24 protein-coding genes and 2 tRNA genes are annotated in these 24,266 nt (G+C 68.9%); 13 read left to right on the forward strand and 13 right to left on the reverse strand.

Features of this window, described 5'->3' with window-relative positions; genetic code table 11:
* The first annotated feature begins 42 nt into the window (after positions 1-42).
* Both ASF08_RS07850 and ASF08_RS07855 read left to right on the forward strand, forming a co-directional pair.
* Positions 43-1,617, forward strand: a complete 1,575-nt coding sequence (locus ASF08_RS07850) for a 2-isopropylmalate synthase (protein WP_056143471.1) — start codon at positions 43-45, stop codon at positions 1,615-1,617.
* 102 nt (positions 1,618-1,719) lie between these two features.
* Positions 1,720-1,795: transfer RNA gene (locus ASF08_RS07855), tRNA-Lys, on the forward strand.
* Between the two features lie 314 nt (positions 1,796-2,109).
* Here the strand turns inward: ASF08_RS07855 and ASF08_RS07860 are convergent.
* From ASF08_RS07860 to ASF08_RS07870, 3 genes are all read right to left on the reverse strand, one after another.
* On the reverse strand, positions 2,110-2,361 hold the full coding sequence (locus tag ASF08_RS07860) for a hypothetical protein (RefSeq protein WP_056143474.1): 252 nt from the start codon (positions 2,359-2,361) through the stop codon (positions 2,110-2,112).
* 399 nt (positions 2,362-2,760) lie between these two features.
* Positions 2,761-3,600 (reverse strand): factor-independent urate hydroxylase, encoded by an 840-nt coding sequence (gene pucL, locus ASF08_RS07865; RefSeq protein WP_056143476.1) that lies wholly within the window; start codon positions 3,598-3,600, stop codon positions 2,761-2,763.
* Between the two features lie 41 nt (positions 3,601-3,641).
* Positions 3,642-5,039: a nucleobase:cation symporter-2 family protein gene (locus ASF08_RS07870; RefSeq protein ID WP_244474482.1), complete on the reverse strand. Its 1,398-nt coding sequence runs from the start codon at positions 5,037-5,039 to the stop codon at positions 3,642-3,644.
* A gap of 175 nt (positions 5,040-5,214) precedes the next feature.
* Between ASF08_RS07870 and uraD the strand changes: the two genes are divergently transcribed.
* Together uraD and ASF08_RS07880 are read left to right on the forward strand one after the other, a co-directional pair.
* Positions 5,215-6,111 carry a 2-oxo-4-hydroxy-4-carboxy-5-ureidoimidazoline decarboxylase gene (gene uraD / locus ASF08_RS07875; protein WP_056143478.1) on the forward strand — a complete coding sequence of 299 codons (897 nt, stop codon included), beginning with the start codon at positions 5,215-5,217 and terminating at the stop codon, positions 6,109-6,111.
* A 105-nt stretch (positions 6,112-6,216) separates the two neighbouring features.
* Positions 6,217-6,480, forward strand: a complete 264-nt coding sequence (locus ASF08_RS07880) for a hypothetical protein (RefSeq protein WP_018045691.1) — start codon at positions 6,217-6,219, stop codon at positions 6,478-6,480.
* Between the two features lie 86 nt (positions 6,481-6,566).
* Here ASF08_RS07880 and ASF08_RS07885 read toward each other — a convergent pair whose 3' ends face one another.
* From ASF08_RS07885 to ASF08_RS07910, 6 genes are all read right to left on the reverse strand, one after another.
* Positions 6,567-7,622 carry a BMP family ABC transporter substrate-binding protein gene (locus ASF08_RS07885; protein ID WP_026176256.1) on the reverse strand — a complete coding sequence of 352 codons (1,056 nt, stop codon included), beginning with the start codon at positions 7,620-7,622 and terminating at the stop codon, positions 6,567-6,569.
* A gap of 95 nt (positions 7,623-7,717) precedes the next feature.
* Positions 7,718-8,644 (reverse strand): ABC transporter permease, encoded by a 927-nt coding sequence (locus tag ASF08_RS07890; RefSeq protein ID WP_056143483.1) that lies wholly within the window; start codon positions 8,642-8,644, stop codon positions 7,718-7,720.
* Positions 8,645-8,672: 28 nt separating this feature from the next.
* Positions 8,673-9,764 (reverse strand): ABC transporter permease, encoded by a 1,092-nt coding sequence (locus ASF08_RS07895; protein WP_056143486.1) that lies wholly within the window; start codon positions 9,762-9,764, stop codon positions 8,673-8,675.
* Positions 9,765-10,096: 332 nt separating this feature from the next.
* Complete coding sequence (locus tag ASF08_RS07900) at positions 10,097-11,698, reverse strand: ABC transporter ATP-binding protein (RefSeq protein WP_056143490.1); 1,602 nt, start codon at positions 11,696-11,698, stop codon at positions 10,097-10,099.
* A 2-nt stretch (positions 11,699-11,700) separates the two neighbouring features.
* The gene (locus tag ASF08_RS07905) at positions 11,701-13,065 is read right to left on the reverse strand and encodes an 8-oxoguanine deaminase (RefSeq protein WP_056143493.1); all 1,365 of its coding nucleotides are present in this window, start codon (positions 13,063-13,065) and stop codon (positions 11,701-11,703) included.
* A 65-nt stretch (positions 13,066-13,130) separates the two neighbouring features.
* Positions 13,131-14,153: a hypothetical protein gene (locus ASF08_RS07910; RefSeq protein WP_056143496.1), complete on the reverse strand. Its 1,023-nt coding sequence runs from the start codon at positions 14,151-14,153 to the stop codon at positions 13,131-13,133.
* Positions 14,154-14,388: 235 nt separating this feature from the next.
* On the opposite strand from ASF08_RS07910, the gene ASF08_RS07915 reads away from it, so the two are divergent.
* From ASF08_RS07915 to ASF08_RS07925, 3 genes are all read left to right on the forward strand, one after another.
* Complete coding sequence (locus ASF08_RS07915; protein WP_056143499.1) at positions 14,389-15,129, forward strand: GntR family transcriptional regulator; 741 nt, start codon at positions 14,389-14,391, stop codon at positions 15,127-15,129.
* Positions 15,130-15,285: 156 nt separating this feature from the next.
* Positions 15,286-15,960, forward strand: coding sequence for a cysteine hydrolase family protein (locus ASF08_RS07920; RefSeq protein WP_056143502.1), 675 nt, complete (start codon positions 15,286-15,288; stop codon positions 15,958-15,960).
* 54 nt (positions 15,961-16,014) lie between these two features.
* Positions 16,015-17,607: a hypothetical protein gene (locus ASF08_RS07925; protein ID WP_056143505.1), complete on the forward strand. Its 1,593-nt coding sequence runs from the start codon at positions 16,015-16,017 to the stop codon at positions 17,605-17,607.
* 141 nt (positions 17,608-17,748) lie between these two features.
* On the opposite strand, the gene ASF08_RS07930 is transcribed toward ASF08_RS07925, so the two are convergent.
* From ASF08_RS07930 to ASF08_RS07945, 4 genes are all read right to left on the reverse strand, one after another.
* Positions 17,749-17,985: a DUF2171 domain-containing protein gene (locus tag ASF08_RS07930; protein ID WP_056143511.1), complete on the reverse strand. Its 237-nt coding sequence runs from the start codon at positions 17,983-17,985 to the stop codon at positions 17,749-17,751.
* A gap of 12 nt (positions 17,986-17,997) precedes the next feature.
* A complete protein-coding gene (locus tag ASF08_RS07935) occupies positions 17,998-18,594 on the reverse strand; it encodes a YciE/YciF ferroxidase family protein (RefSeq protein WP_056143514.1) in 597 nt (198 codons plus the stop codon).
* Positions 18,595-18,789: 195 nt separating this feature from the next.
* Positions 18,790-19,398: a hypothetical protein gene (locus ASF08_RS07940; protein WP_056143517.1), complete on the reverse strand. Its 609-nt coding sequence runs from the start codon at positions 19,396-19,398 to the stop codon at positions 18,790-18,792.
* A gap of 163 nt (positions 19,399-19,561) precedes the next feature.
* Positions 19,562-19,774, reverse strand: coding sequence for a hypothetical protein (locus ASF08_RS07945; protein ID WP_056143520.1), 213 nt, complete (start codon positions 19,772-19,774; stop codon positions 19,562-19,564).
* A 476-nt stretch (positions 19,775-20,250) separates the two neighbouring features.
* Here ASF08_RS07945 and fdxA point away from each other — a divergent pair, with 476 nt between their 5' ends.
* From fdxA to ASF08_RS07975, 6 genes are all read left to right on the forward strand, one after another.
* A complete protein-coding gene (fdxA, locus tag ASF08_RS07950) occupies positions 20,251-20,589 on the forward strand; it encodes a ferredoxin FdxA (RefSeq protein ID WP_018045675.1) in 339 nt (112 codons plus the stop codon).
* Between the two features lie 581 nt (positions 20,590-21,170).
* Positions 21,171-21,773, forward strand: a complete 603-nt coding sequence (locus tag ASF08_RS07955) for a CarD family transcriptional regulator (protein ID WP_018045674.1) — start codon at positions 21,171-21,173, stop codon at positions 21,771-21,773.
* Positions 21,774-22,080: 307 nt separating this feature from the next.
* Entirely contained in the window at positions 22,081-22,953 is an 873-nt protein-coding gene (locus ASF08_RS07960; RefSeq protein ID WP_026176254.1) for an RNA polymerase factor sigma-32, read from the forward strand.
* Positions 22,954-23,031: 78 nt separating this feature from the next.
* Positions 23,032-23,277, forward strand: coding sequence for a hypothetical protein (locus ASF08_RS07965; protein WP_156629507.1), 246 nt, complete (start codon positions 23,032-23,034; stop codon positions 23,275-23,277).
* 3 nt (positions 23,278-23,280) lie between these two features.
* Positions 23,281-24,063 (forward strand): 4'-phosphopantetheinyl transferase family protein, encoded by a 783-nt coding sequence (locus ASF08_RS07970; protein ID WP_082473122.1) that lies wholly within the window; start codon positions 23,281-23,283, stop codon positions 24,061-24,063.
* 63 nt (positions 24,064-24,126) lie between these two features.
* A tRNA-Pro gene (locus ASF08_RS07975) sits at positions 24,127-24,203 on the forward strand.
* Positions 24,204-24,266: the final 63 nt, after the last annotated feature.

The raw sequence follows: 24,266 nt of genomic DNA on the forward strand, positions 1-24,266 counted from the left end.
CCGCGTCCCTCAGCGACCGCGCCTCCGACAGGACGACACGCCATGACCGACATCACCGCCCAGCCCAACGCCTCCCCGAAGGACCGGGTCCTCATCTTCGACACGACCCTGCGCGACGGCGAGCAATGCCCGGGGGCCACCATGACCCTCGACGAGAAGCTGGCGGTGGCCGAACTCCTCGACACGATGGGCGTCGACATCATCGAGGCGGGTTTCCCCATCGCCTCGATCGGTGATTTCGAGGCCGTCTCCGAGATCGCCCGCCGCTCGAAGCGCGCCACCATCGCCGGCCTCGCCCGCGCCATCCCCGCCGACATCGCGCGGGCCGGCGAAGCCGTCCGCCTCGCCCGGCGGGGGCGCATCCACACCTTCGTCTCGACCTCGCCGATCCACCTCGCCCACCAGATGCGCAAGTCCCAGGACGAGGTGGTCGAGATCATCCTCAAGACCGTGGCCCAGGCCCGCGACCTCGTGGAGGACGTGGAATGGTCGGCCATGGACGCGACGCGCACGCCGATCGACTATCTGTGCCGCTGCGTCGAGGCCGCGATCCGGGCCGGTGCGACGACGATCAACCTGCCCGACACGGTGGGCTACGCCACGCCCGACGAATACCGCAGCATGTTCCGCCAGGTGCGAGAACGGGTGCCGAATGCCGACAAGGCGATCTTCTCGGTGCATTGCCACGACGATCTCGGTCTGGCCATCGCCAACTCCCTGGCCGGCGTGGAAGGCGGCGCCCGGCAGGTGGAGTGCACGGTGAACGGCATCGGCGAGCGGGCCGGCAACGCGGCCCTGGAGGAGATCGTCATGGCGATCCGCACCCGCGGCGACGTGATGCCCTACGAGACCGGCATCGAGACCACGATGCTCACCCGCGCCTCGAAGCTCGTCTCGCATGCGACGAACTTCCCCGTGCAGTACAACAAGGCCATCGTCGGCCGGAACGCTTTCGCGCATGAAAGCGGCATCCACCAGGACGGCATGCTCAAGCATACCGAGACCTACGAGATCATGACGCCCGCCTCCGTCGGGGTCGCCAAGACCTCCCTGGTGATGGGCAAGCATTCGGGCCGCGCGGCCTTCCGCTCGAAGCTGGAGGAACTCGGCCTCCATCTCGCCGACAATCAGCTGCAGGACGTGTTCGAGCGGTTCAAGGCGCTCGCCGACCGCAAGAAGCACGTCTACGACGAGGATATCGAGGCCCTGGTCGACCAGGGCCTCGCCACGGCGCATGACCGCATCCGCCTCGTCTCGCTCTCGGTCATCGCCGGCACGCGCGGGCCGCAGCGCGCCACGATGAAGCTCGCCATCGACGACCGCATCGTCACCGAGGAGGCCGACGGCAACGGCCCCGTGGACGCCGTGTTCAATGCGATCCAGGCCCTGGTCCCGCACGAGGCGCAGCTCGAACTCTACAAGGTCGACGCCGTGACGCAGGGCACCGACGCCCAGGCCGAGGTCTCCGTCCGATTGAAGGCCGGCGACCGCAGCGTGACGGCGCGGGGCGCCGATCCCGACACGCTGGTGGCCTCGGCCCGCGCCTATCTCTCCGCCCTGAACAAGCTCTCGGCCACGGCGGTGCGCCTCCACGCCCAGCACGCCGCATCGGTTTAGCCGGAAAAATGACGCCCCGGGGGTGGACACCCCCCGGGGCCTTTGCTATCAGCCCCCTCGTCGCAGCGGGTTTGGTGGCTGCCGCGACTGCCGCAAGGCAATGGGTGCATAGCTCAGTTGGTAGAGCAGCTGACTCTTAATCAGCGGGTCCAAGGTTCGAACCCTTGTGCACCCACCAAATAAATCGCTGATTCGATCGCGGTTTTCCAAAACACTTCAAAGCAGTCAGTCTCGGTCGGGAATGCGATCGGGGCTTTTTGCTGTGTTTTCCGGCATCTCTGGTGCGACCCGGCCAAGGGGCGGTCTTCGCTTCCTTGCAGTTCACCAGCGTTGGGAGCAACGAGGCGTTCGAGCCTTCCGCGCGGGCGCTCTCCCTTGCGGCTGTCCTCCACCTTCACAGCCACCTCGCCATGCCGTTCACCGTGGCACGCAGGGTATCGAGGGTGGCCAATCCTGCGCGCTTCCGCCCGGGCCGCTTTCCGCCCTGGGGCCTCAGTCGCGGTGGCGTGGCGGGGTCGGCCTCACCGATCCCGTCGTGACTGCGCCGTCCGCATCGATCCGGGTGCGAATGGGGCGGGAGAAGCGGCTGTCGTATTCGCCGACGTTCCGGGCGGCGGCCTGTCCGTCGAGACCGCCGGGGGCGGTCGCTGCCGGGATGCCGGCCGGTGCGGTGTAACTTTGCGCGAAAGCGGTGCCGGACAAGGCGAGACCGAGGGCGGCTCCCAGAATGAGGCGTGTCGTCATGGATGTCGTCCCAGGTTCGGGCCGGACTGCCTGAGGAGACGCGGCAGTCCCGGCCAATAACCTAGAATTTGTGCACCAAAGCCTCGTAAAGCAACACGGAATGGTCAGTGCGTTTGCATCATGTTCATGCACCGAGCGTGCAAGCCATATCCTCCGGATCGATGGCCACAGGAATAAGCCGTTTCATCCCATGGGTTTGGTTCGGGCTGCGACATTTTTTGCCAGTCATGGCCGGCATGGCATGACTCTTCCGCCGCCCGCGCGTCCTCGCTCCATCGACGCGCTTGCCGGACGTTCGGGGATTACGGGGACCGGGCCGGGCGCCCGTGGTCGCGGCCTCGCGGAAGGCCGTTCGGAAGGCGGCACTCCCCCTCTTCCGAAGGGCCGGGATCGTGCGGCTCAGCCTCGCCCGATCGTCGCCTCGATCTGACCGTGGGGCTCGTCGGTGGGCAGGAACACCGTGTTGGGGTTCTCCAGCCCGAACGGTGTCAGGTTGATCGGGATGTAGTGCTTGTTCGGCATGGCGAACCCGATCTCGGCGATCTCGGGAATGGCCGCCAGGACCGCCTCGCCCATGCGGTACATGCTGTCCTGCACGCTGGCGCTGTAGGTCGTGCCGAAGACCTCGATCAGGATGTCGAGCACCCGGGCATTGGTCGCGGTGTAGTCGGCGGGCGCGCTGGCCCAGGTCCAGGTGGCGTCCATGGCGGTCGCGGCGATGCGGTCGGTGGCGTCGGCCAGGGTGCGGTACGCGTCATCGACAAAGTCGGCCCAGCCCGATTGCGTGGTCTTCATGAAGGTGAAGCCCCGCAGCCCCGACTGCAGCACGGCGCCGTCGCGGCTCGCCACGAGCTTGACGTAGCCCGTCCCGTTGCCGTCGAGGGTGAAGACGTGGCCATGCGGCCGGCCGCCGATGGCCTGGCGCAGCCAGCGCGTCTCCTTGCCCTCGATCCCGATCTCCTCGACCTGCGGATACGTGTCGAGGAAGGTCGCGGCGACGGCCTCGGCGAAGGCTTCCTTGTCGAGGGACAGGTTCTTGGCCGCCACCACGTTGACGATGTTCTTCACGCTGTCGGTGGCGACGCAGGCCCGGTTGTCGCCGTCGGTCCAGGCGGCCTCGAAGGCCCCCTTCATCAGGACCGCGAGGGACAGTTCGCGCGGGGTGTGGTCGTCGCCGTCGCGGGTGAGGCGCATCACCCGCACGCGGCCCTTGCCGTATTTGGAGGCGATCAGGGGCATGCTTGTCTCCCAGGAGGGGCGATGAAGGACGACGGCCGTCCTCAATGTTCGGAGGACGCCGCCTGATGCCGGGCCGCGGCGCGGGCGGCCTCGTCGCCGGTCAGGCCGTTGAAGAACAGGTTCAGGCTCACCGCCGCGATCGCGCAGAGCAGGATTCCGGATTCGAGGAGCGGGTGCAGCGCGTGCGGCATCTGCTTGAAGAAGGCCGGGGCGACGAGGGGGATCATGCCGAAACCGACGGAGACCGCAACGACGAACAGGTTGTTGCGATTGCGGGCGAAGTCCACCGCGCCGAGGATGCGCACGCCCGTCGCGCCGACCATCCCGAACATCACGAGCCCGGCCCCGCCGAGCACGCATTGCGGCACCGCCTCGACCAGCGCCGCGAGCTTCGGGACGAGGCCGAGCCCGAGCATGATGAACCCGCCGACCACCGCGACGTAGCGGGTGCGCACCCCGGTGACGCCCACGAGCCCGATATTCTGCGAGAACGAGGTGTAGGGGAACGTGTTGAAGATGCCGCCGATGACGGTGCCGAGGCCGTCGCCGCGCAGGCCCCTGGTCAGGCGCTTCTCGTCCACGGGGTCGGCGCAGATCTCGGCGAGCGCCAGGAACATCCCGGTCGATTCGATCATCACCACGATCATCACGATGCAGAGGGTGACGATCGAGACGGGATCGAAGGTCGGGGCGCCGAAGGCGAAGGGCCGCACCACGTCGAACCAGGACGCGGTGGCCACATGGCCGAGATCGACCAACCCGAAGGCGGCGGCCACGAGCATCCCGGCGACGATGCCGATGAGCACCGAGGCCGAATTGACGAAGCCGGTGCCGTAGCGGGTGATCGCCAGGATCACGCACAGCACGAAGGCGGCGATGGCGAGATGGAGCGGTGCCCCGTAATCCGGGTTGCCGATTCCTCCGGCGGCCCAGTTCACGCCCACCTTCATCAGCGAGACGCCGATGACCAGGATGATCGTTCCGGTCACCACGGGCGGGAACAGCGGCAGCAGCCGTCCGATGAGCGGCGCCACGAGAAACGCGAACAGGCCGGCCGCGATCACGGCGCCGTAGATGCCGGTCAGCCCGATCTCGGGATTGGTCCCCATGGCGACCATGGGCGTGACGGCGGCGAAGGTGACGCCCATCATCACCGGCATGCGCACGCCGATCCCCGGCAGGCCCCAGCTCTGCAGCAGAGTCGCGAGTCCGCACGCGAACAGGTCGGCGCTCACCAGCATCGCCACCTGATCCGGCGGGAGTTTCAGGGCGCGCCCGACGATCAGCGGCACCGCCACGGCGCCGGCATACATCACCAGGACGTGCTGCAGCCCGAGCAGAGCGAGGGCGACGGGAGGCACCGTCGTCACGGGCGCCGTGGCCGGCTCGGCGGCGGCGATGGTGTCGGGATGGGCGGCGATGGTCGTGGCACTGGTCATGGGGTCGACGCCTCCGCCGCTCCGGGCAGATCCCTCAGCGGGGATGCGGTGTCCGTGGGCGCAAGGCGTGTGCCACCGGGGCGGGACCCGGCGGTGACGCGCATGGCCCGTTGCCTGCACCGGCCGGGCCTGCGATGCGTCGTCATCGCCTGCCTTCAACGGAGAGCCCGCCGCCATGGCGTCGACACTCGCAGCTCTGAACGAGGCCTCCGATGCGGACTTCGTGGCCACGCTCGGTGCCGTGTTCGAACACGCGCCCTGGGTGGCCGAGGCGGCCCTGCCGCAGCGGCCCTTCGCCACCGTGGAGGCGCTGTTCTCGGCCATGCGCGATGCGGTCCAGGGCGCGCCGGAGGGGCGGCGCCTCGCGCTGCTCACCGGCCATCCCGAACTTGCCGGGCGCGCCGCCCGATCCGGGGCCATCGCCCCCGATTCCATCGCGGAGCAGGCCGCGGCCGGCCTCGACCGGATGTCGGAGGCGGAATACGCCCGGTTCGAGGCGCTCAACGCGGCCTACCGCGACAAATTCGGGATCCCCTTCATCCTGTGCGTCAAGCGGCATGGCCGCGCCTCGCTGCTCGGGACCTTCGAGGCGCGGCTGGAATCCGCTCCCGATGTGGAGCGGCGCACGGCCGAGGCCGAGGTGATGCGGATCGCCGCGATCCGCCTGAACGCCCTGGTGAGCGGCCCCGGTCCGCTCGCCACGACGGGCCGGATCTCGACCCATGTCCTCGACACCGTCCGGGGGAAGCCGGCCGCCGGGGTGGCCGTCGACCTCGTCGAGTTCGTCTCCGCGACGGAGGCGGTGCTGGTGGCCCGCGCGGTGACCAACGCGGACGGCCGCACCGACATACCCCTGATCCACGGGCGCCCCGTGCCGATCGCCACCTACGAACTGCGCTTCGGGCTCGGCGACCACTTCCGGCGGGTCGGAGCGGGTCCAGGCCTTGCCCTCCCCGAACCGCCCTTCCTCGACATCGTGCCCCTGCGCTTCGGCGTGGGCGACCCGGAAGGCCATTATCACGTGCCGCTGGTGGCGACCCCCTGGAGCTATCAGACCTATCGCGGAAGCTGACGCGGAACCTCTCCGGCCCGGCTTCGATTTTCTTCGAGCGGCCAAAGACTTGCTTCTCGTTTTACGGTTCTCTCGCTCTTCGCCTCTCTTGAAAGGTCATCGACCATGCGTATCACGATGTCGGCCCTCGCTCTGTGCGGGCTCTTCGGGTTGACCGGCGCGGCCCTCGCCCAGGGGACCGGTGCGCCCGCCGGCCGCGACCCAGCGACGGCTCCCGGCGGGACCGAGGGGATCGCCGGCCCGCGGAACGAGCGCGAGGCGATCCGGAGCGGCGATGCCGTCGCCGCGCCGAGCGGAGTCGGCGTGCCGGTTCCCCCGCCCTCCGACGAGCCGAAGGCCGACCGGCCGGCGCGCCACCACAACCATTGAGCGCAGCGACGCTCTCATGAACGAAGAAGCCCCGCCGGGACGCTCCGGCGGGGCTTCTTTTCCATGCGATGGTGTAGAGCCCGGGGTTATTGGGTCAGCTTGTCGTCGATCCCCTTCACGTACCAGTTCATGCCGAGGATCATCGGGTCGGGCGCGGTCTCGCCCTCCTTCACGGCGACGCTCCCGTCCTGCTTCAGCACCGGCCCGGCGAAGGGGTGGATCTTGCCGTCGGCGATGGCCTGCTTGGTCTCCTCGGCCATGGCCTTCACGTCGTCGGGCATGTTGGTGAAGGGGGCCAGCACGACCATGCCCTCCTTGATGCCGCCCCAGGTGTCGTGGCTCTTCCAGGTGCCGTCGAGGACCGCCTTGGCCTCCGCGATCACGTAGCCGTTCCAATCGTCGGTGATGGAGGTGAGCTGGGCCTTGGGGGCGAAGCGGTACTGGTCGGAGGACTGGCCGAAGGCGAGCTTGCCCTGCTTCTCGGCTTCCTGGAGGGGAGCGGCCGAGTCGGTGTGCTGGGTCAGGATGTCGGCGCCCTGCGCGAGAAGCGCCTTGGCCGCCTCCGCCTCCTTGCCCGGATCGAACCAGGTGTTCACCCAGACCACCTTGATCTTGATGTTCGGGTTGACCGCCTGCGCCCCGAGCATGAAGGCGTTGATGCCGCTGACGACTTCCGGGATCGGGAAGGACGCGATGTAGCCCACCGTGCCGGATTTCGAGAGCTTGCCGGCGATCTTCCCGCAGACGTAGCGGCCTTCGTAGAAGCGGGCGGAATAGGTCGAGACGTTGTCGGAGCGCTTGTAGCCGGTGGCGTGCTCGAACTTCACCTTGGGAAACTTCCGCGCCACCTTCAGGGTCGGCTCCATGAAGCCGAAGGAGGTGGTGAAGATCAGGCCGGCGCCGGAGCGGGCGAGTTTTTCGATCGAGCGCTCGCTGTCGGCCTCGGGCACGTTCTCGAGGAAGGTGGTCTCGACCTTGTCGGGCAAGGCCTCGGCCAGGGCCTTGCGGCTGAGGTCGTGCTGGTAGGAATACCCGAAATCGGCGACCGGCCCGACATAGACGAAGCCGACCTTCAGCTTGTCGGCCGCGAGCGCCGGCCCTGCGGCGAGCATCGCGCACAGAACCGCAGCGCCGAGCCTCATCGACCTACCGAGCCTCATTTTCTTGCCGTGCATCATGGACCTGCCCCGCATCGTGTCGTCCCTCCCGATCCATTGCCGTTCGCCGGCCCGGCGTGTCATCGGCTCGGCGTGAAGACTCGCCCGAGCGAGGCGGGCGCCAGCGAGCCGCCGTGGCGCTGCCCGAGAGAGAGCAAGACCAGGGCCAGGATGGTGGCGAGATAGGGCAGGGCGGAGAGGAGCTGGCCCGGCAGGCCGAGGCCGGCGGCCTGGGCGTGGAGCTGCAGCACCGTCGCCCCGCCGAACAGCAGGGCACCGGCCGCGACCCGCAGGGGCCGCCACGAGGCGAAGACCACCAGGGCGAGGGCGATCCAGCCGCGGCCCGCCGTCATCCCCGGCGACCAGAACGGCGTGTAGGCCAGCGCGAGATAGGCCCCGCCGAGCCCGGCGCAGGCGCCCCCGAACAGCACCGAGAGGAAGCGGACCTTGCGCACTTTCAGCCCGAGGGCGTGGGTCGCCACGTGGTCGTCGCCGATGGCGCGCAGGGTCAGGCCCGCCCGCGTCCGCCACAGGAACCACGACACGGCGACCACGAGGGCGACCGCCGTATAGACGAAGGCGTCCTGGCCGAAGACGAGCCGGCCGAGTCCGGGCAGGTCCGTGAGGCCGGGGAGGGACAGGTGCGGCGCCGGATCGCGCTTCATCCCGACGTAGTTCGCGCCCACCAACCCCGACAGGCCGAGCCCCAGGATGGTTAGCGAAAGGCCGGAGGCGACCTGGTTCGCCGCGAGCCCGACGGTGAGGATGCCGAACAGGGCGGCCAGGAGCAGGCCGGCCCCGGCCCCGCCCAGCGCCCCGAGGAAGGTCGATCCGGTCTGCACCGCGACGGCGAAGCTGACGGCGGCGCCGAAGATCATCATCCCCTCCACCCCGAGGTTGAGCACGCCGGAGCGCTCGGCCACGAGCTCTCCGATGCCGGCGAGGATCAGGGGGGTCGCGGCCGCCAGGACCGTGACGAGGACCATCTGGACGATGTCGAGGGTCATGATCGGCTCCGATATCCCTCGAATTGGCTCACGACGCCGTGCGGCCGGACGGGCCGCCCGGCACGAGCCGCACGTGATAGCCGGCGAACACGTCGGCCCCGAGGACGAGGCCGAGGAGCAGGCCCTGGAAGGCGCGGGTCAGGTCGAGGGGCAGCTTCAGATCGATCTGCGCGCCCTCGCCGCCGATGGTGGTCAGCGCGATGACGATGGCGGCGATCAGGATGCCCGGCGGCGAGAGCCGCCCGAGGAAGGCGACGATGATCGCGGTGAAGCCGTAGCCCGGCGAGATCTCCGGCTGGAGCTGCCCGATCTTTCCCGCCACTTCGACGATGCCGGCAAGGCCCGCCGCGCCGCCGGAGATGGCGAAGACGGCCAGCGTCAGGCGGGCATCGGAGAAGCCGGCGAAGCGCGCCGCCCGCGGGCTCGCGCCGACGACCCGGACCTCGAACCCGAACAGGGTGCGGGCCAGCACGACGGTCGCCAGCACCACGGCGAGGAAGGCGACGACCACCCCCGCATGCAGCGTCTCGCCCTCCATGAGGTAGGGCAGCCGCGCCGCGGGATCGAAGCCGACGCTCTGGGGAAAGTTGTAGCCGGCCGGATCGCGCAGGGGGCCGCGGACCATGTAATCGAGGAGGAGCTGGGCGACGTAGACGAGCATCAGGCTCGTGAGGATCTCGGAGACGCCGAGGCGGACCTTCAGGACGGCCGGGATCATCGCGTAGGCGGCCCCGGCGAGCGTTCCGGCGATCAGCATCGCGGGCAGGATCCAGAGCGTGAACCCGCCCATGCCGTGGGTGGCGACGCCGACCCAGCCGCCGGCCAGGCCGCCGATGACGAACTGGCCCTCGGCCCCGATGTTCCAGAGGTTGGCGCGGTAGCAGAACGCCAGACCGGTGGCGATCAGCGCCAGGGGCGCGGCCTTCAGGGCGATCTCCTGCAGCGACCAGACCTCGCTCAGGGGCGTGACGAAATAGGTGACGAAGGCCTCGCCCGGCGAGACGCCGAGGGCCGCCACGGCAAGGCCGCCGATCAGCACCGCCGCCACGAAGGCCAGCGCCGGAGAGAGGATGTCGAGCACCGGAGAGCGGCGGGTGCGGGGAACGAGGTCAAGACGCATGATGCGCTCCGCATGTCGTCGGACCCGCCGCGCGATCCCGCCGCCGCCCGAGCGGGGCCGTCCGGGGATGGCTTTCGGGAAAGGCGCCGGTCCCCTCTCCCTGCGGGCTGCTACCGGATTCGCTCATCTGCTCTTGCAGGCAGACCGCGTCCCTCTCCCCCTTGTGGGGAGAGGTTAGGAGTGGGGGTGGCTCCGCCAGCCTCCGCAGCAGGAGTGTGGCCCCACCACCCCCACCTCCAACTCCTCCCCACAAGGGGGAGGAGGGCCGCGCATTTCGCGACAGGCGTGAATGCCGTAGCCGCGTGCGGGGAGAGGGGATGCGCGGGCATCGGTCAGTGAGCATGGGGCACCGCCTTCGATGCGTCATGAGGCTCGGCCGGCGCGTCTCCCGATCCGCCCATGAGCAGGCCGATGGCCTCGCGGGTCGTTTCGCCCGAGGGCACCGCCGTCGAGAGCGTCCCGTCGTGCAGCACGGCGATGGAGCCGGCGATTTCGAACAGCTCGTCGAGGTCCTGGCTGATGACCAGGATCGCGGCGCCGCGCGCGGAGAGATCGATCACCGCCTGCCGGATATGCGCCGCCGCCGCCGCATCGACGCCCCAGGTCGGCTGGTTGATGACGAGCACGCCGGGCTCCGCCAGGATCTCGCGGCCGACGACGAATTTCTGGAGGTTGCCGCCCGACAGGGTGCCGGCGGCGGGGTCTGGCCCCGCCTTGCGCACGTCGAAGGCCTCGATCACCCGCTTCGCGAGATCGCGCGCGGCCCCCAGCCGAAGCAGGCCCAAGCGGGTCAGCGGCGCGGTCGGGTAGCGTGAGAGCAGGGCGTTCTCGGAGAGGCTCATGAGAGGCGCCGCCGCGTGGCCGTTGCGCTCCTCCGGCACGAACGCCGCGCCGAGGCGCCGGCGCGCGTTGATGCCGAGCCCCCCCACGGCGGCGCCGTCGATGCGGACGGCGTCCGGGTCCGGCGCGCGGGTCTCGCCCGACAGGGCGGCGAAGAGTTCGGCCTGGCCGTTGCCGGCGATGCCGGCGATGCCGAGGATTTCGCCGCCGGAGACGCCGAGGGAGACGTCGCGCAGCGAGGTGGCGTGCAGGCCCGGAGCGGGGAGGGTGAGGCGATCGAGGCGCAGGCGTTCCGTGCCCACCGTCCCGCCAGCGCGCCCCGTGACCTCGCGGACCGCGCTGCCCACCATCATGGCGGCGAGCGAGCGGGCCGTCTCCTCCTGGGGGTTGCAGGCCCCTACCACCTTGCCGCCGCGCAGGATGGTGGCGCGCACGCAGAGGCGGCGCACCTCGTCGAGGCGGTGGGAGATGTAGAGCAGCGCCCGGCCCTCCGCGCGCAGGCGCTCCAGCACGGAAAACAGCACCTCCGCCTCGCCGGGGGTGAGCACCGAGGTGGGTTCGTCGAGGATGACGAGGCTCGGGTCCTGGAGCAGGCAGCGGACGATCTCGATTCGCTGGCGCTCGCCCGCCGAGAGCGACCAGACCGGACGATCCGGTTCGAGGTGAAGGCCGTAATCGATGCCGAGCTTGGCGATGCGGTCGGCCAGCGCCCGGCCGGAGAGGTCTTTCGGCATGACGAGGGCGATGTTCTCGGCCACCGTCAGGTTCTCGCAGAGGGAGAAATGCTGGAAGACCATGCCGATCCCCAGCCGGCGGGCGGCTTCCGGATTGGGCAGCTGCACGATGTCGCCCTTGTGGGTGACGACGCCCTCCGTCGGCTCCAGCAGGCCGTAGAGGATCTTCATCAGGGTCGATTTGCCGGCGCCGTTCTCCCCCAGGAGGGCGTGGATCTCGCCGGCGCGGATCTCGAGATCGACGCCGTCATTCGCCGTGAAGCTGCCAAAGCGCTTGACGATGCCGTAGGCGCCGAAGAGCGGGGTCGGTCCCTGCCTCGGGCGGGGCGGCTGGGCGGCGGGAGAGAATGCGGTCGCCATCGTCAAACCGTGCCGAACAGGTGCCGGGCCAAGTGCGTGTGCTCCTCGCGAAGCCGGCGCGTGTCGAGGCCCACCGGGTGCCCGTCGATCACCCGCCATTGCCCGGCGACCATCACCCGGTCGGCCCGGTGCGCCCCGCACAGGACAAGCGCGGCGAGGGGATCGTGGCTGCCGGAGAAGCGCAGCTCGTCGAGGGTGAACAGGGCGAGGTCGGCCTCGCGGCCCTCCTCGATCCGTCCGATGTCGCTGCGCCCGAGGCAGGCGGCGGAGCCCTCGGTGGCCCAGCGCAGGGCGTCGAGATGGGTGACCCTCTCCGCGCCGTAGGTGAGGCGGTTCAACATCAGGGCGTGCCGGACGCCCTCCATCAGGTTCGAATTGTCGTTCGAGGCCGAGCCGTCGACGCCGAGGCCCACGGGGCTGCCCGCCGCTTCGAGCTCGCAGGTCCGGCAGCAGCCCGAGGCCAGGGTCATGTTCGAGGTCGGGCAATGGCAGATTCCGACCCCTGCCTTGCCGAGGCGGGCGATCTCCGTGTCGTTGAAATGGATGCCGTGGGCGAGCCACGCGCGCGGGCTCATCCAGCCGACCTCCTCCAGGTAGTCGACCGGGCGCAGCCCGAAGGTCGACAGGCAATAGGCCTCCTCGTCGAGGGTTTCCCCGAGATGGGTGTGGAGGCGGCAATCGTGGCGTTCGGCCAGCGCCGCGCTTTCCTGCATCAGGCGCTTCGACACGGCGAAGGGCGAGCATGGCGCCAGCCCGATCTGCACCATCGCGCCGGGCGCGGTGTCGTGGAACAGGCCGAGTACCCGTTCGCTGTCGGACAGGATGGTGTCGTCGTCCTGGACCAGGGTGTCCGGCGGCAGGCCGCCGTCCCGCACCGACACGCTCATCGAGCCACGGGTGACGACGGCGCGGATGCCGAGGCTGCGCGCCTCCTCGACCTGGATGTCGACGGACGCCTCGAGCCCCTTGGGAAACAGGTAGTGGTGGTCGCCCGCCGTGGTGCAGCCCGACAGCAGGAGTTCGGCATAGGCGAGCCGGGTGGCGAGGCGGAACGCGTCCGGGGTGAGCTTGTCCCAGACCGTGTAGAGCGCCTTCAGCCAGGGGAACAGCGGCTTGTTGATCGCCAGGGGATGGGCGCGCGTCAGCGTCTGGAAGAAGTGGTGATGGGTGTTGACGAGGCCGGGAATGACCACGTGGCGCGAGGCGTCGAAGGTCTCGTGCACGGCCGCCGCCGGTGTCCCGCCCGACGCCACGCGCTCCACGATGCGGGATCCCTCGACGACGATGCCGCCTGCGGATTCCGCCGCGAGGATCGCCAGCGGGTTCCTGATCCAGAGGCGGCGGGCTCCGGCGTCTCGTTCGCTCATCCTGGCTCCCGATGTCAGGCGCCCCGGAGCGGAGCGCATTTCAGGCCGTTCGGGTATCGGTGCGTTCAGAAGATGTGAAAGGCGAGGCCGGCGAGGAAGCTCTTCTCTTCGTTCCCCTTGAAGTTCGCGCGATCGACGTTGCCGAACTTGTTCAGCCAGTACTGAAATCCGATGAAGGCATCGAGCTTGTTGGGCTGGTTCCAGACCAGCTTGCCGACATCGAGGACGAGGTTCGTCCGCGACAGGAACTCGACGCCCGTCCCCGGATAATAGCCGCCCGGATAGTTGAACGGGTCGCGGATGCCCTTGCCCTTCGGCGTCACGATGTTGTTGAAGCCGGCGATGCTCAGCGGAAGGTTCGGGATGAAGGTGAGCGGGAAATTGTAGACGATCTCGAACTCGGGAACGGTGTCGAAGCTGACGTCACGGTCGGGCTGGAAGTTGAAGCCGTTGCGGTTCCATTCCTTGTAGGCATGGGCGCTGATGTTGAGGAAGCCCGCCGGCACGTCGACCGAGAAGGTCAGGCCCCCGACGACGTCGCGCTTCTTGGGACCGAAGGCGGTGTTCTTCGCGTTCGCATCGAAACCGAAGGAGAGCGAGACGTCCTTGACGATGCCCGGAATGGCGAAGGCCTTGGTTCCGGTCAGGGCGTTCAGGCTGAGGGTGCCGCGATAGAGGCCGTAGGCTTCCGTGGCGCCGTGATCGTATTGGGCGAAGCCGCCCGGGACGTTGGTGGTCCCCGCCGGGTCCTGGGACGTCGATTGCAGGATGTCGAGGGAGAAGAAGTTCGTGCCGTAGGCCCAGGCGTCGGCGTGGGAAATGTTGGTGATGTATTTCGGGATGTCGCGATTGCGGAAGCTGCCATCCGCCTTCTGGATCTGCACGCCCGGCTCCGCGGCCGGGAACTGGTAGCGAAAGCTGACCTGCGTATCGGAGAACAGGAAGAAGGACGGCGCCTTCACCGGCGCCGGCTCGGCGACCTTGAGCGTCTTCACCGGATCGAGATCGGCCGCCATGCTGCATTCGATCATGCCGCATCCGATCATGCCGAGTGACAGAGCCGCGGCCGTGAGCCTCCTTGCGACCATCGTTCTTCTCCTCATTCGCAACGTCTGAGGGGATCTCCGCAACCGATGTGCCATGGCGGGCCGCCGGCCGATCGCCGATGGGAGGAGTCGTAAAATTGCAACGAATTCCCGGCCCCGTGCCGCGACGTCCTCCCGTTGCGGCGCGGGGGAAACTCGTCGTACTCATGGCGCGCGCAGGCTGATGGCGCGCGCAGGCCGACCCTGCGCCGATCGCGTGTCGTGAACCGAGACCACAGTGCCTGCGTCCCCGACCCGCTCCGAAAGCCTGTCCGACAGAATCGCCGACGCCATCCTGTCGGGGGAATTCCCGCCGGGCGCCCGGCTGGACGAACAGGTCCTGGCCACGCGCTTCGGCGTCTCGCGCACGCCGGTGCGCGATGCCCTGCGCCTGCTCAACGGCACCGGCCTGATCGACCTGCGCCCCCGCTTCGGCGCCACCGTGCGGACGATCACGCCGGACCAGCTCGACATGCTGTTCATCGCCATGGGCGAGATTGAGGCGACCTGCGCCCGCCTCTCGACCCTGAGCATGACGCCCGCGGAGCGTGCCCAGCTTCGGCTGCTGCATGAGCGCATGGGCGTCCTCGCCGAGGCCGGGGACCACGACAGCTACGTCGTCGCCAACCAGGACTTTCACGGGCTCCTCTACGAGGGCGCCCACAATACGGTGGTGGACGAGATCGCCCGCAATCTGCGGCGGCGGCTGACGCCGTACCGCCGCGTCCAGTTCCAGGCACCGGGGCGGCTCGCCCGCTCGCATGCCGAGCATGGCCTCGTGGTCCGCGCCGTCCTCGCGCGGGACGCCGCCGCCGCGAATTCCGCGATGCTCGTCCACATGAGCGTCGTCGAGGACGCCTTCGAGACCCTCGACGCCCAGAGCGCCGCCGTGCGCGAGGCGGCCGGCGAACGGGCGCGGGACCGCCTGGAGCGGCCGGCCGCTCCGCTCCGCGCGGGCAAGGCGCGCCTTCAGCGCTGACGGCACCGGCTCTTCCACCGGAGATCATGCATAGAAGCTCGCCAGGGCGAGGCGAATCTTCGGGCATCGAAGTGTATGGTTTGGGCAAGGATTTCCCCATCCTTGCATACATGATGAGGCGCAGTCAGCCCGATTCGCGATTGGGAGAGGCCCCTCATGCCCAACCTCCTCGACGCCCAGCCGTCCCCGCTCCCCTTCGACGCGTCGAGCACGGCCCTTCTCATCATCGACATGCAGCGCGATTTCCTCGAGCCCGGCGGCTTCGGGGAGAGCCTCGGCAACGACGCCTCGCTCCTCGCCTCCGCCGTGCCGCCGACGAGGGCCCTTCTCGACGTGGCCCGCGCATCCGGACTCCTGGTCGTGCATACACGGGAGGGACACCGCCCGGACCTCTCCGATGCGCCGCCGGCCAAGCTGGAGCGCGGCGAGCCCACGGCCCGGATCGGTCAGCCCGGACCGATGGGCCGCATCCTGATCCGGGGCGAACCGGGGCACGACATCATTCCCGCCCTGGCGCCGCAGGACGGCGAGCCGGTGATCGACAAGCCCGGCAAGGGCGCCTTCTACGCCACCGAACTCGCCGACGTGCTCGCGGCCCGCGGCATCGCGACCCTTCTCGTCTGCGGCGTGACCACCGAGGTCTGCGTGCACACGACGGTGCGCGAGGCCAACGACCGCGGCTATCGCTGCGTCGTCGTCGCCGATGCCTGCGCGTCGTACATCCCCGAGTTCCACGCCGCCGGCCTCGCGATGATCAAGGCGCAGGGCGGCATCTTCGGCTGGGTCTCGGATTCGGACAGCGTCATCGCTGCCCTCGGCCGGCACGGCTGAACCCCTTTTCCCGGCGCGGCGCACTCGCCTCGCCCTGGCACGATGGAGGGCACCATGGCGAGCGGCATGACGAACACGGCCGGCGCATCCCGCCGCCCGGCCCTCTGGGTGCCCGGCGACTGGAACGCGTTCTTCGGCTTCGGCACCAACATCCTCGTCAACATGCTGGTGCTCACGGGCCTGCTGCGCTTCGTCCTCGGCATGCCCGACGCGATCACCTTCGGGCGCATCCTGCCCGCCGTCGGCCTGATGCTCTTCCTCTCCACCGCCTATTACGGCTGGCTCGGCTACCGGCTCGCCAAGACCAGCGGCCGCGACGACGTCTGCGCGCTGCCCTCCGGCATCAGCGTGCCGCACATGTTCATCGTGGTCTTCGTGATCATGCTGCCGATCAAGCTCTCCACCGGCGATCCGGTGAAGGCCTGGGAGGCGGGGCTCGCCTGGGTGTTCATCCAGAGCTTCATGCTGATGATCGGCGGTTTCATCGCCCCGGTCATCCGGCGCATCACGCCGCGCGCGGCGCTCCTCGGAACCCTCGCCGGCGTCTCCGTCACCTTCATCGCCATGCGCCCGGCGCTGGAGCTGATCCAGACCCCGGTGATCGGCGTCGTCGCCTTCGCCATCATCCTGCTCGCGTGGTTCGGCGGCGTGCGCTATCCGGGCCGGCTTCCGGCCGGCCTCGTGGCCATCCTGTTCGGCATGGCGGTCGCCTGGGGCGCCAAGCTCGTCGGGATCGACATCGGCGGGGTCAGCGGCCCCGGCCTCGCGAGCGCGCTCTCCGGCATCGGCTTCTCGGTGCCGCTGCCGGCCATCGGCCATGTCTTCGGCGGCTTCGAGTTCATCGGGATCATCCTGGTGACGGCGATCCCCTTCGGCATCTACGACCTCGTGGAGGCGATGGACAATGTCGAGAGCGCGGAAGTGGCGGGCGACGCCTACCCGACCACGCGGGTGCTCACCGCCGACGGGATCGTCAGCCTGATCGGCTGCCTCATGGGCAACCCCTTCATCAACGCCGTCTATATCGGCCATCCCGGATGGAAGGCGATGGGCGGGCGGATCGGCTACTCCTTCGCCACCGGCATCGTCGTGCTGCTTCTCGCCTGGCTGAACCTGATCTCGCTGATCTCCAGCGTGGTGCCCATCGTCGCGATCTCGCCGATCCTGCTCTATATCGGCATGCTGATCGGGGCGCAGGCCTTCCAAGAGACGCCGCATTCGCACGCGCCCGCCATCGTGCTGGCCTTCGCGCCGCATCTCGCGGCCTGGGCCAAGACGCTGATCGACGGGGCGCTGGGGGCGGCCGGCACCAGCGCCGCTGCGGTGGGCATGGACAAGCTCGGACAGGTCGGGGTGCTCTATCACGGGCTCGCCGTGCTCGGTGAAGGCGCGATCCTCGGCGGGCTGATCCTCGGCGCCATCGCGACCTTCATCATCGAGCGCGACTTCCCGAGGGCCTCGGCCTTCGCGGCGGCCGGCGGCGTGCTGACCTTCTTCGGCTTCATGCACGGGCCCGCCGTGGGCTTCGCGGTGACCCCGACCCTGGCGCTCGCCTACATGCTGGTGGCCGGCCTGCTCTACGCGGCGGCCCGGGGCGCGGTCCCGGTCCCGGCGCTGGCGCCGACCGCGCACGCGCCGGCGGAGTAGATTTCGTGCCTCTCGCGCGCATCGACGAATCCGTCCGGTCCGGGGCTCGGCCTTCGGTCTCGATGTCCAGGCCGGGGTGAGGCCGGAAAAAAGGGGTCGCCTCATGGGCAACCCCTTCGCATTCCGGCCCGACGCGCCGCGCTATTCCGCGGTGCCCCATTCGTCCTTGGCCTGGGCGCAGGTCCGGTTCAGCTTGACCTTGCCGTCCTCCACCGCATCGATCGAGTCGACGTGGAGGAAGTGGTGCCGACCCTCGGCTTCGGGGTCGGTCCGGGTGAGCTTGATGCGCTGCCCGTCGAGATGGTCCACCGTGCCCACATGCCCGTCATCCGACCCGACGACCGGCATGTGCTCCCGGATCTTGCTGGTATCGACCATGGTTCGATCTCCCTACTCGGCCTTGGACTTGGGCTTGGACCCGGACTCGGCTTTGGCGCCCTTCTTCCGGGGAGCCGGCTCGTCCTCCGTCCCGGCCGCCTCTTCGGTCCCGGCCTCCTCGGAGCCCTCGACGTTGAGGCCCAGGGCGATCTGCGTGAGGAGTTCGTCGGTCTTCTTCTCCTCCTGAAGGGTCTCGTCGAGGAGCTTGGCGGCGTCCTCGTAGCCGAGCTGGCTCGCCCAGGTCTTGAGGGTGCCGTAGCGGGCGATCTCGTAATGCTCGACGGCCTGTGCGCAGCCGATCAGAACCGCATCCGCCGCCGGGCTGTCGCCGAAATCCTCGAGATCCTCTTCCATCTCGGCGGTCAGGCCCTGCATGGCCTCGCAGGTCTTGGCCCGCGCCGACTTGCCGATGATCTCGAACACCTGCTGGAGGCGCTCGACCTGGACGGCGCTCTCCTCGGCATGGGTCTCGAACGCCTGACGCAGCTCGTCGTGCTCGGCGGATTTGGCCGATTTCTTCAACGCGCGAACGGATTGCTTCTCGGCGTAATAGACGTCCTTGAGGGTCTCATAGAAAGCATCATTCAAGGTTTTCTGTTTGGCGGCCATAGACATCATCCCACTTCAACGAGTGTATTATTTCGTACCGACGCGTCATTGCGCTGTCAGTCATCAAAAGAACGCTCGTTCTGCCTTGAGGCTCCCAAAAATGAGAGATCTATATTTGGGGGAAAACTATGGGGATTGCGCTCGGCTGTGGAACCTTTCGCCGTCAGGCTGCCATGCCTGGCGGTCGCGCCGAGGTCAGGACGCGGCGGGAGGATGGAGCCGCAGGCGTCCGGCCTCGCCGCAGGCCGTGAACCAGTCCCGCTCGGCGTCCCAGGGGTGGCCCGACCAGCCGGCGAAGCCGAACCCATAGACGTCGATCGGGGGCAGGGACGGGCTCCGCCCCTCGAGGATGGCGAGCGCCACCAGGAAGCCCGTGCTCGGATTCGGGGTGCCGGAGACGCGGGGGGCGAGCTGCTGGCGGGCGCGGTCATGCAGGGCGGAGGGCAGGACATGGACCGGGCGGTGGGCGAGCTTGTCCCGCAGGGGCGCCGTCCAGCAGACGCGCTCATGGGCTCCCTCCTCGTCCGGCGAGAGTTCGGGGAAGGCCAGCAGGTAAGTGCGGGCCTGCCGGATCACGGGGCGATCGAGGAACCCGTCATCCTCCACCCAGGCGCGGGCCTGGCCTCCGCGATTGACGAGGGCGAGGAGGGTCACGCGCGATCCCGCCGGGCCGCCGAAACCCGCGGCGTTGTTGAAGCGCACTACGCAGGACGCCCCATCGATGGCCCGGCCGTGATCGCCGATCTCCGGCGCGTTGCCGACGAGGGCGAGGTGGGGATCGTCGAGGCCCGGCCATGACGACATGGGTCGAGTTCCTTTGAACAGGCCGCCGGTGCGGGGTCTCGCGGATGGGGCGTCGGGTCCTGAGCAGGTTTCGCAGAAGTGGCCCCCGGTTCTGCGATCGAAAACCTGCGACACAGCAAAGAGCTAAGCCGGGTGATGCGTTGGCTTGCCAACGCGAACCGGCTTAGGCCGGTCCGTCCGGCAGGGCCAGGGACGATCCGGGCGCCGTCCGCTCCATGGCGTTGAGGGCGTCCGCCATCGCATGCGCGGCCTCCCGACCCAGGCCGACCTGCCGGACGCTCTTCACCAGTGCCGGCTCCAGAGTCTTGGTGTCGTAGACCGTCCATCCTCCGAGTTCCGGAGCGATGGCGTAGACGGCATGCTCGTTGTCGTTCATGGCGTGCCTCGCATTCGAGGAGAGCGACTGTTCGGGGTCGATGGAACGGCCGGTGACGATCCGAGCTCCCCTGCGGGCTCTGCGACCCTTGGTAACAACGGTCTTTCGCCCGCCACCGCACCGGAAAGTTTGCCGGATGCGGCACTATTCACGGTACGAGGGCGCCCGTCGCGTCTCCTGTCGGACCCTCTCGGATAAAGGGAGCGGCCGGCCGGCGGATGGGCGGATCCGATAGCCTCCTTGGGTGTGGCACGGACGCACCTGCCGCAGCCGGCGTGAGCCGCCGCTGCTTGTCAGCCACCCTGGCAGGGGATAGAGCCGTGCGGAAATGACGGGCGGGGCGGTCGACGCGCCGTCCGCGAGGCGCGTGACACACGGACGCGTTAACGGAGCCGTGCGGGAGGCCGGTCTAGGATCGGGGCCAAGCGGGCTCGGGTCTCGCGATCCACCCCACCACGGATAGGGCTGAAGGGCACATGACCTACGTCGTCACCGACAATTGCATCAAGTGCAAGTACATGGACTGCGTGGAAGTCTGCCCCGTGGATTGCTTCTACGAGGGCGAGAACATGCTCGTCATCCACCCCGACGAGTGCATCGATTGCGGCGTCTGCGAGCCGGAATGCCCCGCCGAGGCGATCAAGCCCGACACCGAGCCGAGCCTGGAAACCTGGCTGAAGCTCAACGCCGATTACGCGCGGAGCTGGCCCAACATCACGCAGAAGAAGGACGCCCCGTCCGACGCCAAGGACTGGGACGGCGTCGCCGGCAAGCTCGAGGCGCATTTCTCGGCCTCCCCCGGCACCGGCGACTGACCCCTCGGCCGGGCCGGTGGCCCGGAACTCCCGGTTCGCCTCGAGGTCACGGACACGTGATCCCCGGCCCGCCGACGGACACGGGCGCTTCACGACGCCGCGGATGGCGGGCCGGCCTGCGGAAGCGTCGACCCGGCAGGTCTTCGGAGATTCCCTCCCCGCGTGCATCGAGCGCCGTGCGGAGCCCGGCCCGACCGGTCGCGCACGCATGCCCTGCGTCGGCAATCCTTTGATTCGGCGCCCGGTTTGTGGTATGTAGACCGCCTGCCGTCGTTCGTGCCTGACGTGCTGCCTTTGGCTACCTCACCGGTGGTTTTCAAACTTTTCGACAGAGTCGGCTTCCCATCTTCCTGGGACGCTACCTCGGCGAGACGAGGCGGCATGTGATCGACCGCTGGAGGCGCATGCGCCTTCCGCGACCCCGATCGCATGGTGTGGATGATCGGTTAGCCTGGGACCCGCTCGGCCGGTGCATGACGCATCGATGGCCGGCGGACAAGGGGCTCAAGCCGGGTCACCCACCCCGGGAATGAAGGTTCAGCGCGACTCGACCCGCGCGATGTTCTGGAGGCGCTTCTCGCATGACGACAGCCAAGAAGACGACGGCAGGCCGCCAAGGCTTCAAGACCGGCGAAGCGGTGGTGTACCCAGCTCATGGCGTCGGCCGCATCACGGCGATCGAGGAGCAGGAGATCGCCGGCTACAAGCTCGAGCTGTTCGTCGTCTCGTTCGAGAAGGACAAGATGGTCCTGCGCGTGCCCACCGCCAAGGCCAACAGCGTCGGCATGCGCAAGCTCGCCGAGCCGGAACTCGTCAAGAAGGCCCTCGACGTGCTCACCGGTCGCGCCCGGATCAAGCGCACCATGTGGTCGCGCCGCGCTCAGGAATACGAGGCCAAGATCAATTCCGGCGACCTGCTGTCGGTGACCGAGGTGGTCCGCGACCTCTACCGTTCGGAGGCCCAGCCCGAGCAATCCTACAGCGAGCGCCAGCTCTACGAGGCTGCCCTCGACCGCGTGCTGCGCGAAATCTCCTCGGTGAACAAGATCACCGAGACGGAGGCGCTCAAGCTGATCGAGCAGAGCCTCGCCAAGTCGCCCCGCCGCGCCAAGGGTGAGGCGGAAGCCGAGGGCGATGCCGAGGCGGAAGGCGACAGCGACGAGATCCGGGAAGAGGCCGCCTGAGCGGACCGCCGATCTCAGACGGATTCATCGGACGATCGGGCCCGGCGCACCAGCGCCGGGCCTTTTTCTTTGTCGGCACCGCATCAGCGGTCGCGCCAACGACCGTCGCCCGGATGCTCCGATGCGCCGCAGGGTCACGGCCCCCTGTCAGCCTGAGCCGGCGGAACTATCCACGTAACGGCTCCGTTGTCCGGTGCCTGGGCGATGCCCCCGGGCTGGTGCCCTCGCTTTCCGGACCATTCGGGTCGACCGACCCGGAACGTCCGTCGCGGTGCGCGCACGCAACGGACGAAAGGCGGAGGCGGGAATGGCGGACATCGCGGGGATACGGCGACAGTTCATTCGTACGGCCATGGAGGCGCCCTTCCTGGCGCGAGACGAGGAACGTGGCCTCGCCGTCCGCTGGAAGGACGAGCGCGACGAGCACGCGCTCCACCGCCTGATCTCCGCCCATATGCGCCTCGTCATCGCCATCGCGGGACGCTTCCGGCATTACGGCCTGCCCATGGCCGACCTCGTCCAGGAGGGGCATGTGGGCCTGATGGAAGCGGCGGCCCGGTTCGAACCGGAGCGGGAAGTCCGCTTCTCCACCTATGCCACGTGGTGGATCAGGGCCTCGATCCAGGATTACATCCTGCGCAACTGGTCCATCGTCCGCGGCGGCACGAGTTCGGCCCAGAAGGCCCTTTTCTTCAACCTGCGTCGCCTTCGCGCCAAGCTGATGCAATCCACCGAGGAGCATGTGGGCGACGAGATCCATCGCCGCATCGCCACCGCCATCGGCGTCTCGCGCGAGGACGTGGCCCTGATGGATGCGCGCCTGTCTGGACCGGACATGTCTCTCAACGCCCCCGTGGGCGAGGAGAGCGAGGCCTCCTCCGAGCGGATGGATTTCCTCGTGGACGGGTCCGACCTGCCCGACGAGACGGTTTCGGCCTCGGTGGATGGCGAGCGCCGGCTCACTTGGCTCAACGAGGCGCTCACCGTGCTGTCCGAGCGCGAATTGCGCATCCTGCGCGAGCGGAGACTCACGGAGGATCAGGCGACCCTGGAGGCGCTCGGCCGCCGTCTCGGCATTTCGAAGGAGCGGGTCCGGCAGATCGAGAACCGCGCCCTGGAAAAGCTCCGGCGCGCCCTGGCCGAGCGTTTTCCACAGACCGCCGGTAACGTGTACGTCTGATCGGACGGTACTTGCCGCCCGCGCCCGGCCCCGGCACATTAACGCTTCGGCATCCCACGTGTGAGATGACGGACGTCGATGGCGTCGAGGTGCGTTGTGCGGGAAGTCCATGACGAGACCGGTGGGGCGCATAGGCCGCTGATGGCCCTCGCGGTGATCCTTGCCGCGAGCGTGACGATCACTGCCGCCGTCGCCGTCGAGCACGGTCTCGCGTGGCCCGCGGCCGTCGGCACGTTCTACGGCCTGGCCGCCCTCTGTCAGATCGCCTATCTCGGCCTCGTCGTCGCTCGCGAGTGGGACGGCACCTCCGGCCCGTCGATCTGACGGGTGACCTCCGCTTGTCCGAACGAGCCGACAGGCACCGGGACGCCGGACCGAGCGGGGACGGATCCTGACGTCACCGTTTGGGACGTCGATCTCACCCGGGCCATCGACCATCGGGCGACGTGCCGGGATCTTCTCTCCGACGACGAGATCGCGCGCGCCTCCCGATTCGTCCGCGACGTGGATCGCTGGCGGTTCGAGGCGAGCCACGCGGCCCTGCGCCTCGTGCTCGGGGAACGGCTCGGATCGGACCCGCGCGGCCTCGTCTTCGGCGCGGCGCCCTCCGGCAAACCATATCTCGCGGGGGAGCAGGCCCGGTCATGCCGCTTCAGCCTGTCCCATTCCGGCAGCCGCGCCCTGATCGGGCTTTCCTCCTCGGCGGAGATCGGCGTCGACGTGGAAGAAATACGCCCGATGCCCGATCTGCTGCGCATCGCGCGGGCGCATTTCGCGCGAGAGGAAATCGCCGCCCTCGAAACCCTCCCGCCCCACGACCTCACGGCGGCGTTCTTCGCCTGCTGGACCCGCAAGGAGGCCGTTGCGAAGGCCACCGGCCAGGGCCTCTCCCTGCCCCTCGACAGCTTTGCCGTCTCCGTCACGCCGGACAGGGCGGAGTTGCTGACGATGCCGGCCGGGACGAAGGCCTGGAGCCTGCATGCCCTCTCCACGGCACCGGGCCATGCCGCCGCCATCGCGGTCATGGCGGCCGATGTCGGCTGCATCCGCCGCACCCTTGCCCCCGATTGGGCCGCCCGTCCCGCCGCCATATCGCAACAAGGGCCATGATGGCGCTTGCGGCCCCGCGCCGGCCTCGCTATACGTCCGCTCGCCGGTGGAGACGCCGGCCGTCGGAGTGTAGCGCAGTCTGGTAGCGCACCACGTTCGGGACGTGGGGGTCGCAGGTTCAAATCCTGCCACTCCGACCAAATTTCCCGAGAGTTCGCAGTCTCTTAACTGCTTCCCCACAAATCTTAGCCGCACGGCGTGGA

Origin of the sequence: Methylobacterium sp. Leaf85 (genome assembly GCF_001422125.1) — a bacterium.
Taxonomy (GTDB): Bacteria; Pseudomonadota; Alphaproteobacteria; order Rhizobiales; family Beijerinckiaceae; genus Methylobacterium; species Methylobacterium bullatum.

Excerpts from the sequence above, each read along its gene's own strand:
- ASF08_RS07850 (WP_056143471.1), top strand. The coding sequence starts at position 43 with ATGACCGACATCACCGCCCAGCCCAACGCCTCCCCGAAGGACCGGGTC.
- ASF08_RS07860 (WP_056143474.1), bottom strand. The coding sequence starts at position 2,361 with ATGACGACACGCCTCATTCTGGGAGCCGCCCTCGGTCTCGCCTTGTCC.
- pucL (WP_056143476.1), bottom strand. The coding sequence starts at position 3,600 with ATGCCCCTGATCGCCTCCAAATACGGCAAGGGCCGCGTGCGGGTGATG.
- ASF08_RS07870 (WP_244474482.1), bottom strand. The coding sequence starts at position 5,039 with ATGACCAGTGCCACGACCATCGCCGCCCATCCCGACACCATCGCCGCC.
- uraD (WP_056143478.1), top strand. The coding sequence starts at position 5,215 with ATGGCGTCGACACTCGCAGCTCTGAACGAGGCCTCCGATGCGGACTTC.
- ASF08_RS07880 (WP_018045691.1), top strand. The coding sequence starts at position 6,217 with ATGCGTATCACGATGTCGGCCCTCGCTCTGTGCGGGCTCTTCGGGTTG.
- ASF08_RS07885 (WP_026176256.1), bottom strand. The coding sequence starts at position 7,622 with ATGAGGCTCGGCGCTGCGGTTCTGTGCGCGATGCTCGCCGCAGGGCCG.
- ASF08_RS07890 (WP_056143483.1), bottom strand. The coding sequence starts at position 8,644 with ATGACCCTCGACATCGTCCAGATGGTCCTCGTCACGGTCCTGGCGGCC.
- ASF08_RS07895 (WP_056143486.1), bottom strand. The coding sequence starts at position 9,764 with ATGCGTCTTGACCTCGTTCCCCGCACCCGCCGCTCTCCGGTGCTCGAC.
- ASF08_RS07900 (WP_056143490.1), bottom strand. The coding sequence starts at position 11,698 with ATGGCGACCGCATTCTCTCCCGCCGCCCAGCCGCCCCGCCCGAGGCAG.
- ASF08_RS07905 (WP_056143493.1), bottom strand. The coding sequence starts at position 13,065 with ATGAGCGAACGAGACGCCGGAGCCCGCCGCCTCTGGATCAGGAACCCG.
- ASF08_RS07910 (WP_056143496.1), bottom strand. The coding sequence starts at position 14,153 with ATGGTCGCAAGGAGGCTCACGGCCGCGGCTCTGTCACTCGGCATGATC.
- ASF08_RS07920 (WP_056143502.1), top strand. The coding sequence starts at position 15,286 with ATGCCCAACCTCCTCGACGCCCAGCCGTCCCCGCTCCCCTTCGACGCG.
- ASF08_RS07925 (WP_056143505.1), top strand. The coding sequence starts at position 16,015 with ATGGCGAGCGGCATGACGAACACGGCCGGCGCATCCCGCCGCCCGGCC.
- ASF08_RS07930 (WP_056143511.1), bottom strand. The coding sequence starts at position 17,985 with ATGGTCGATACCAGCAAGATCCGGGAGCACATGCCGGTCGTCGGGTCG.
- ASF08_RS07935 (WP_056143514.1), bottom strand. The coding sequence starts at position 18,594 with ATGGCCGCCAAACAGAAAACCTTGAATGATGCTTTCTATGAGACCCTC.
- ASF08_RS07940 (WP_056143517.1), bottom strand. The coding sequence starts at position 19,398 with ATGTCGTCATGGCCGGGCCTCGACGATCCCCACCTCGCCCTCGTCGGC.
- ASF08_RS07945 (WP_056143520.1), bottom strand. The coding sequence starts at position 19,774 with ATGAACGACAACGAGCATGCCGTCTACGCCATCGCTCCGGAACTCGGA.
- fdxA (WP_018045675.1), top strand. The coding sequence starts at position 20,251 with ATGACCTACGTCGTCACCGACAATTGCATCAAGTGCAAGTACATGGAC.
- ASF08_RS07955 (WP_018045674.1), top strand. The coding sequence starts at position 21,171 with ATGACGACAGCCAAGAAGACGACGGCAGGCCGCCAAGGCTTCAAGACC.
- ASF08_RS07960 (WP_026176254.1), top strand. The coding sequence starts at position 22,081 with ATGGCGGACATCGCGGGGATACGGCGACAGTTCATTCGTACGGCCATG.
- ASF08_RS07965 (WP_156629507.1), top strand. The coding sequence starts at position 23,032 with ATGGCGTCGAGGTGCGTTGTGCGGGAAGTCCATGACGAGACCGGTGGG.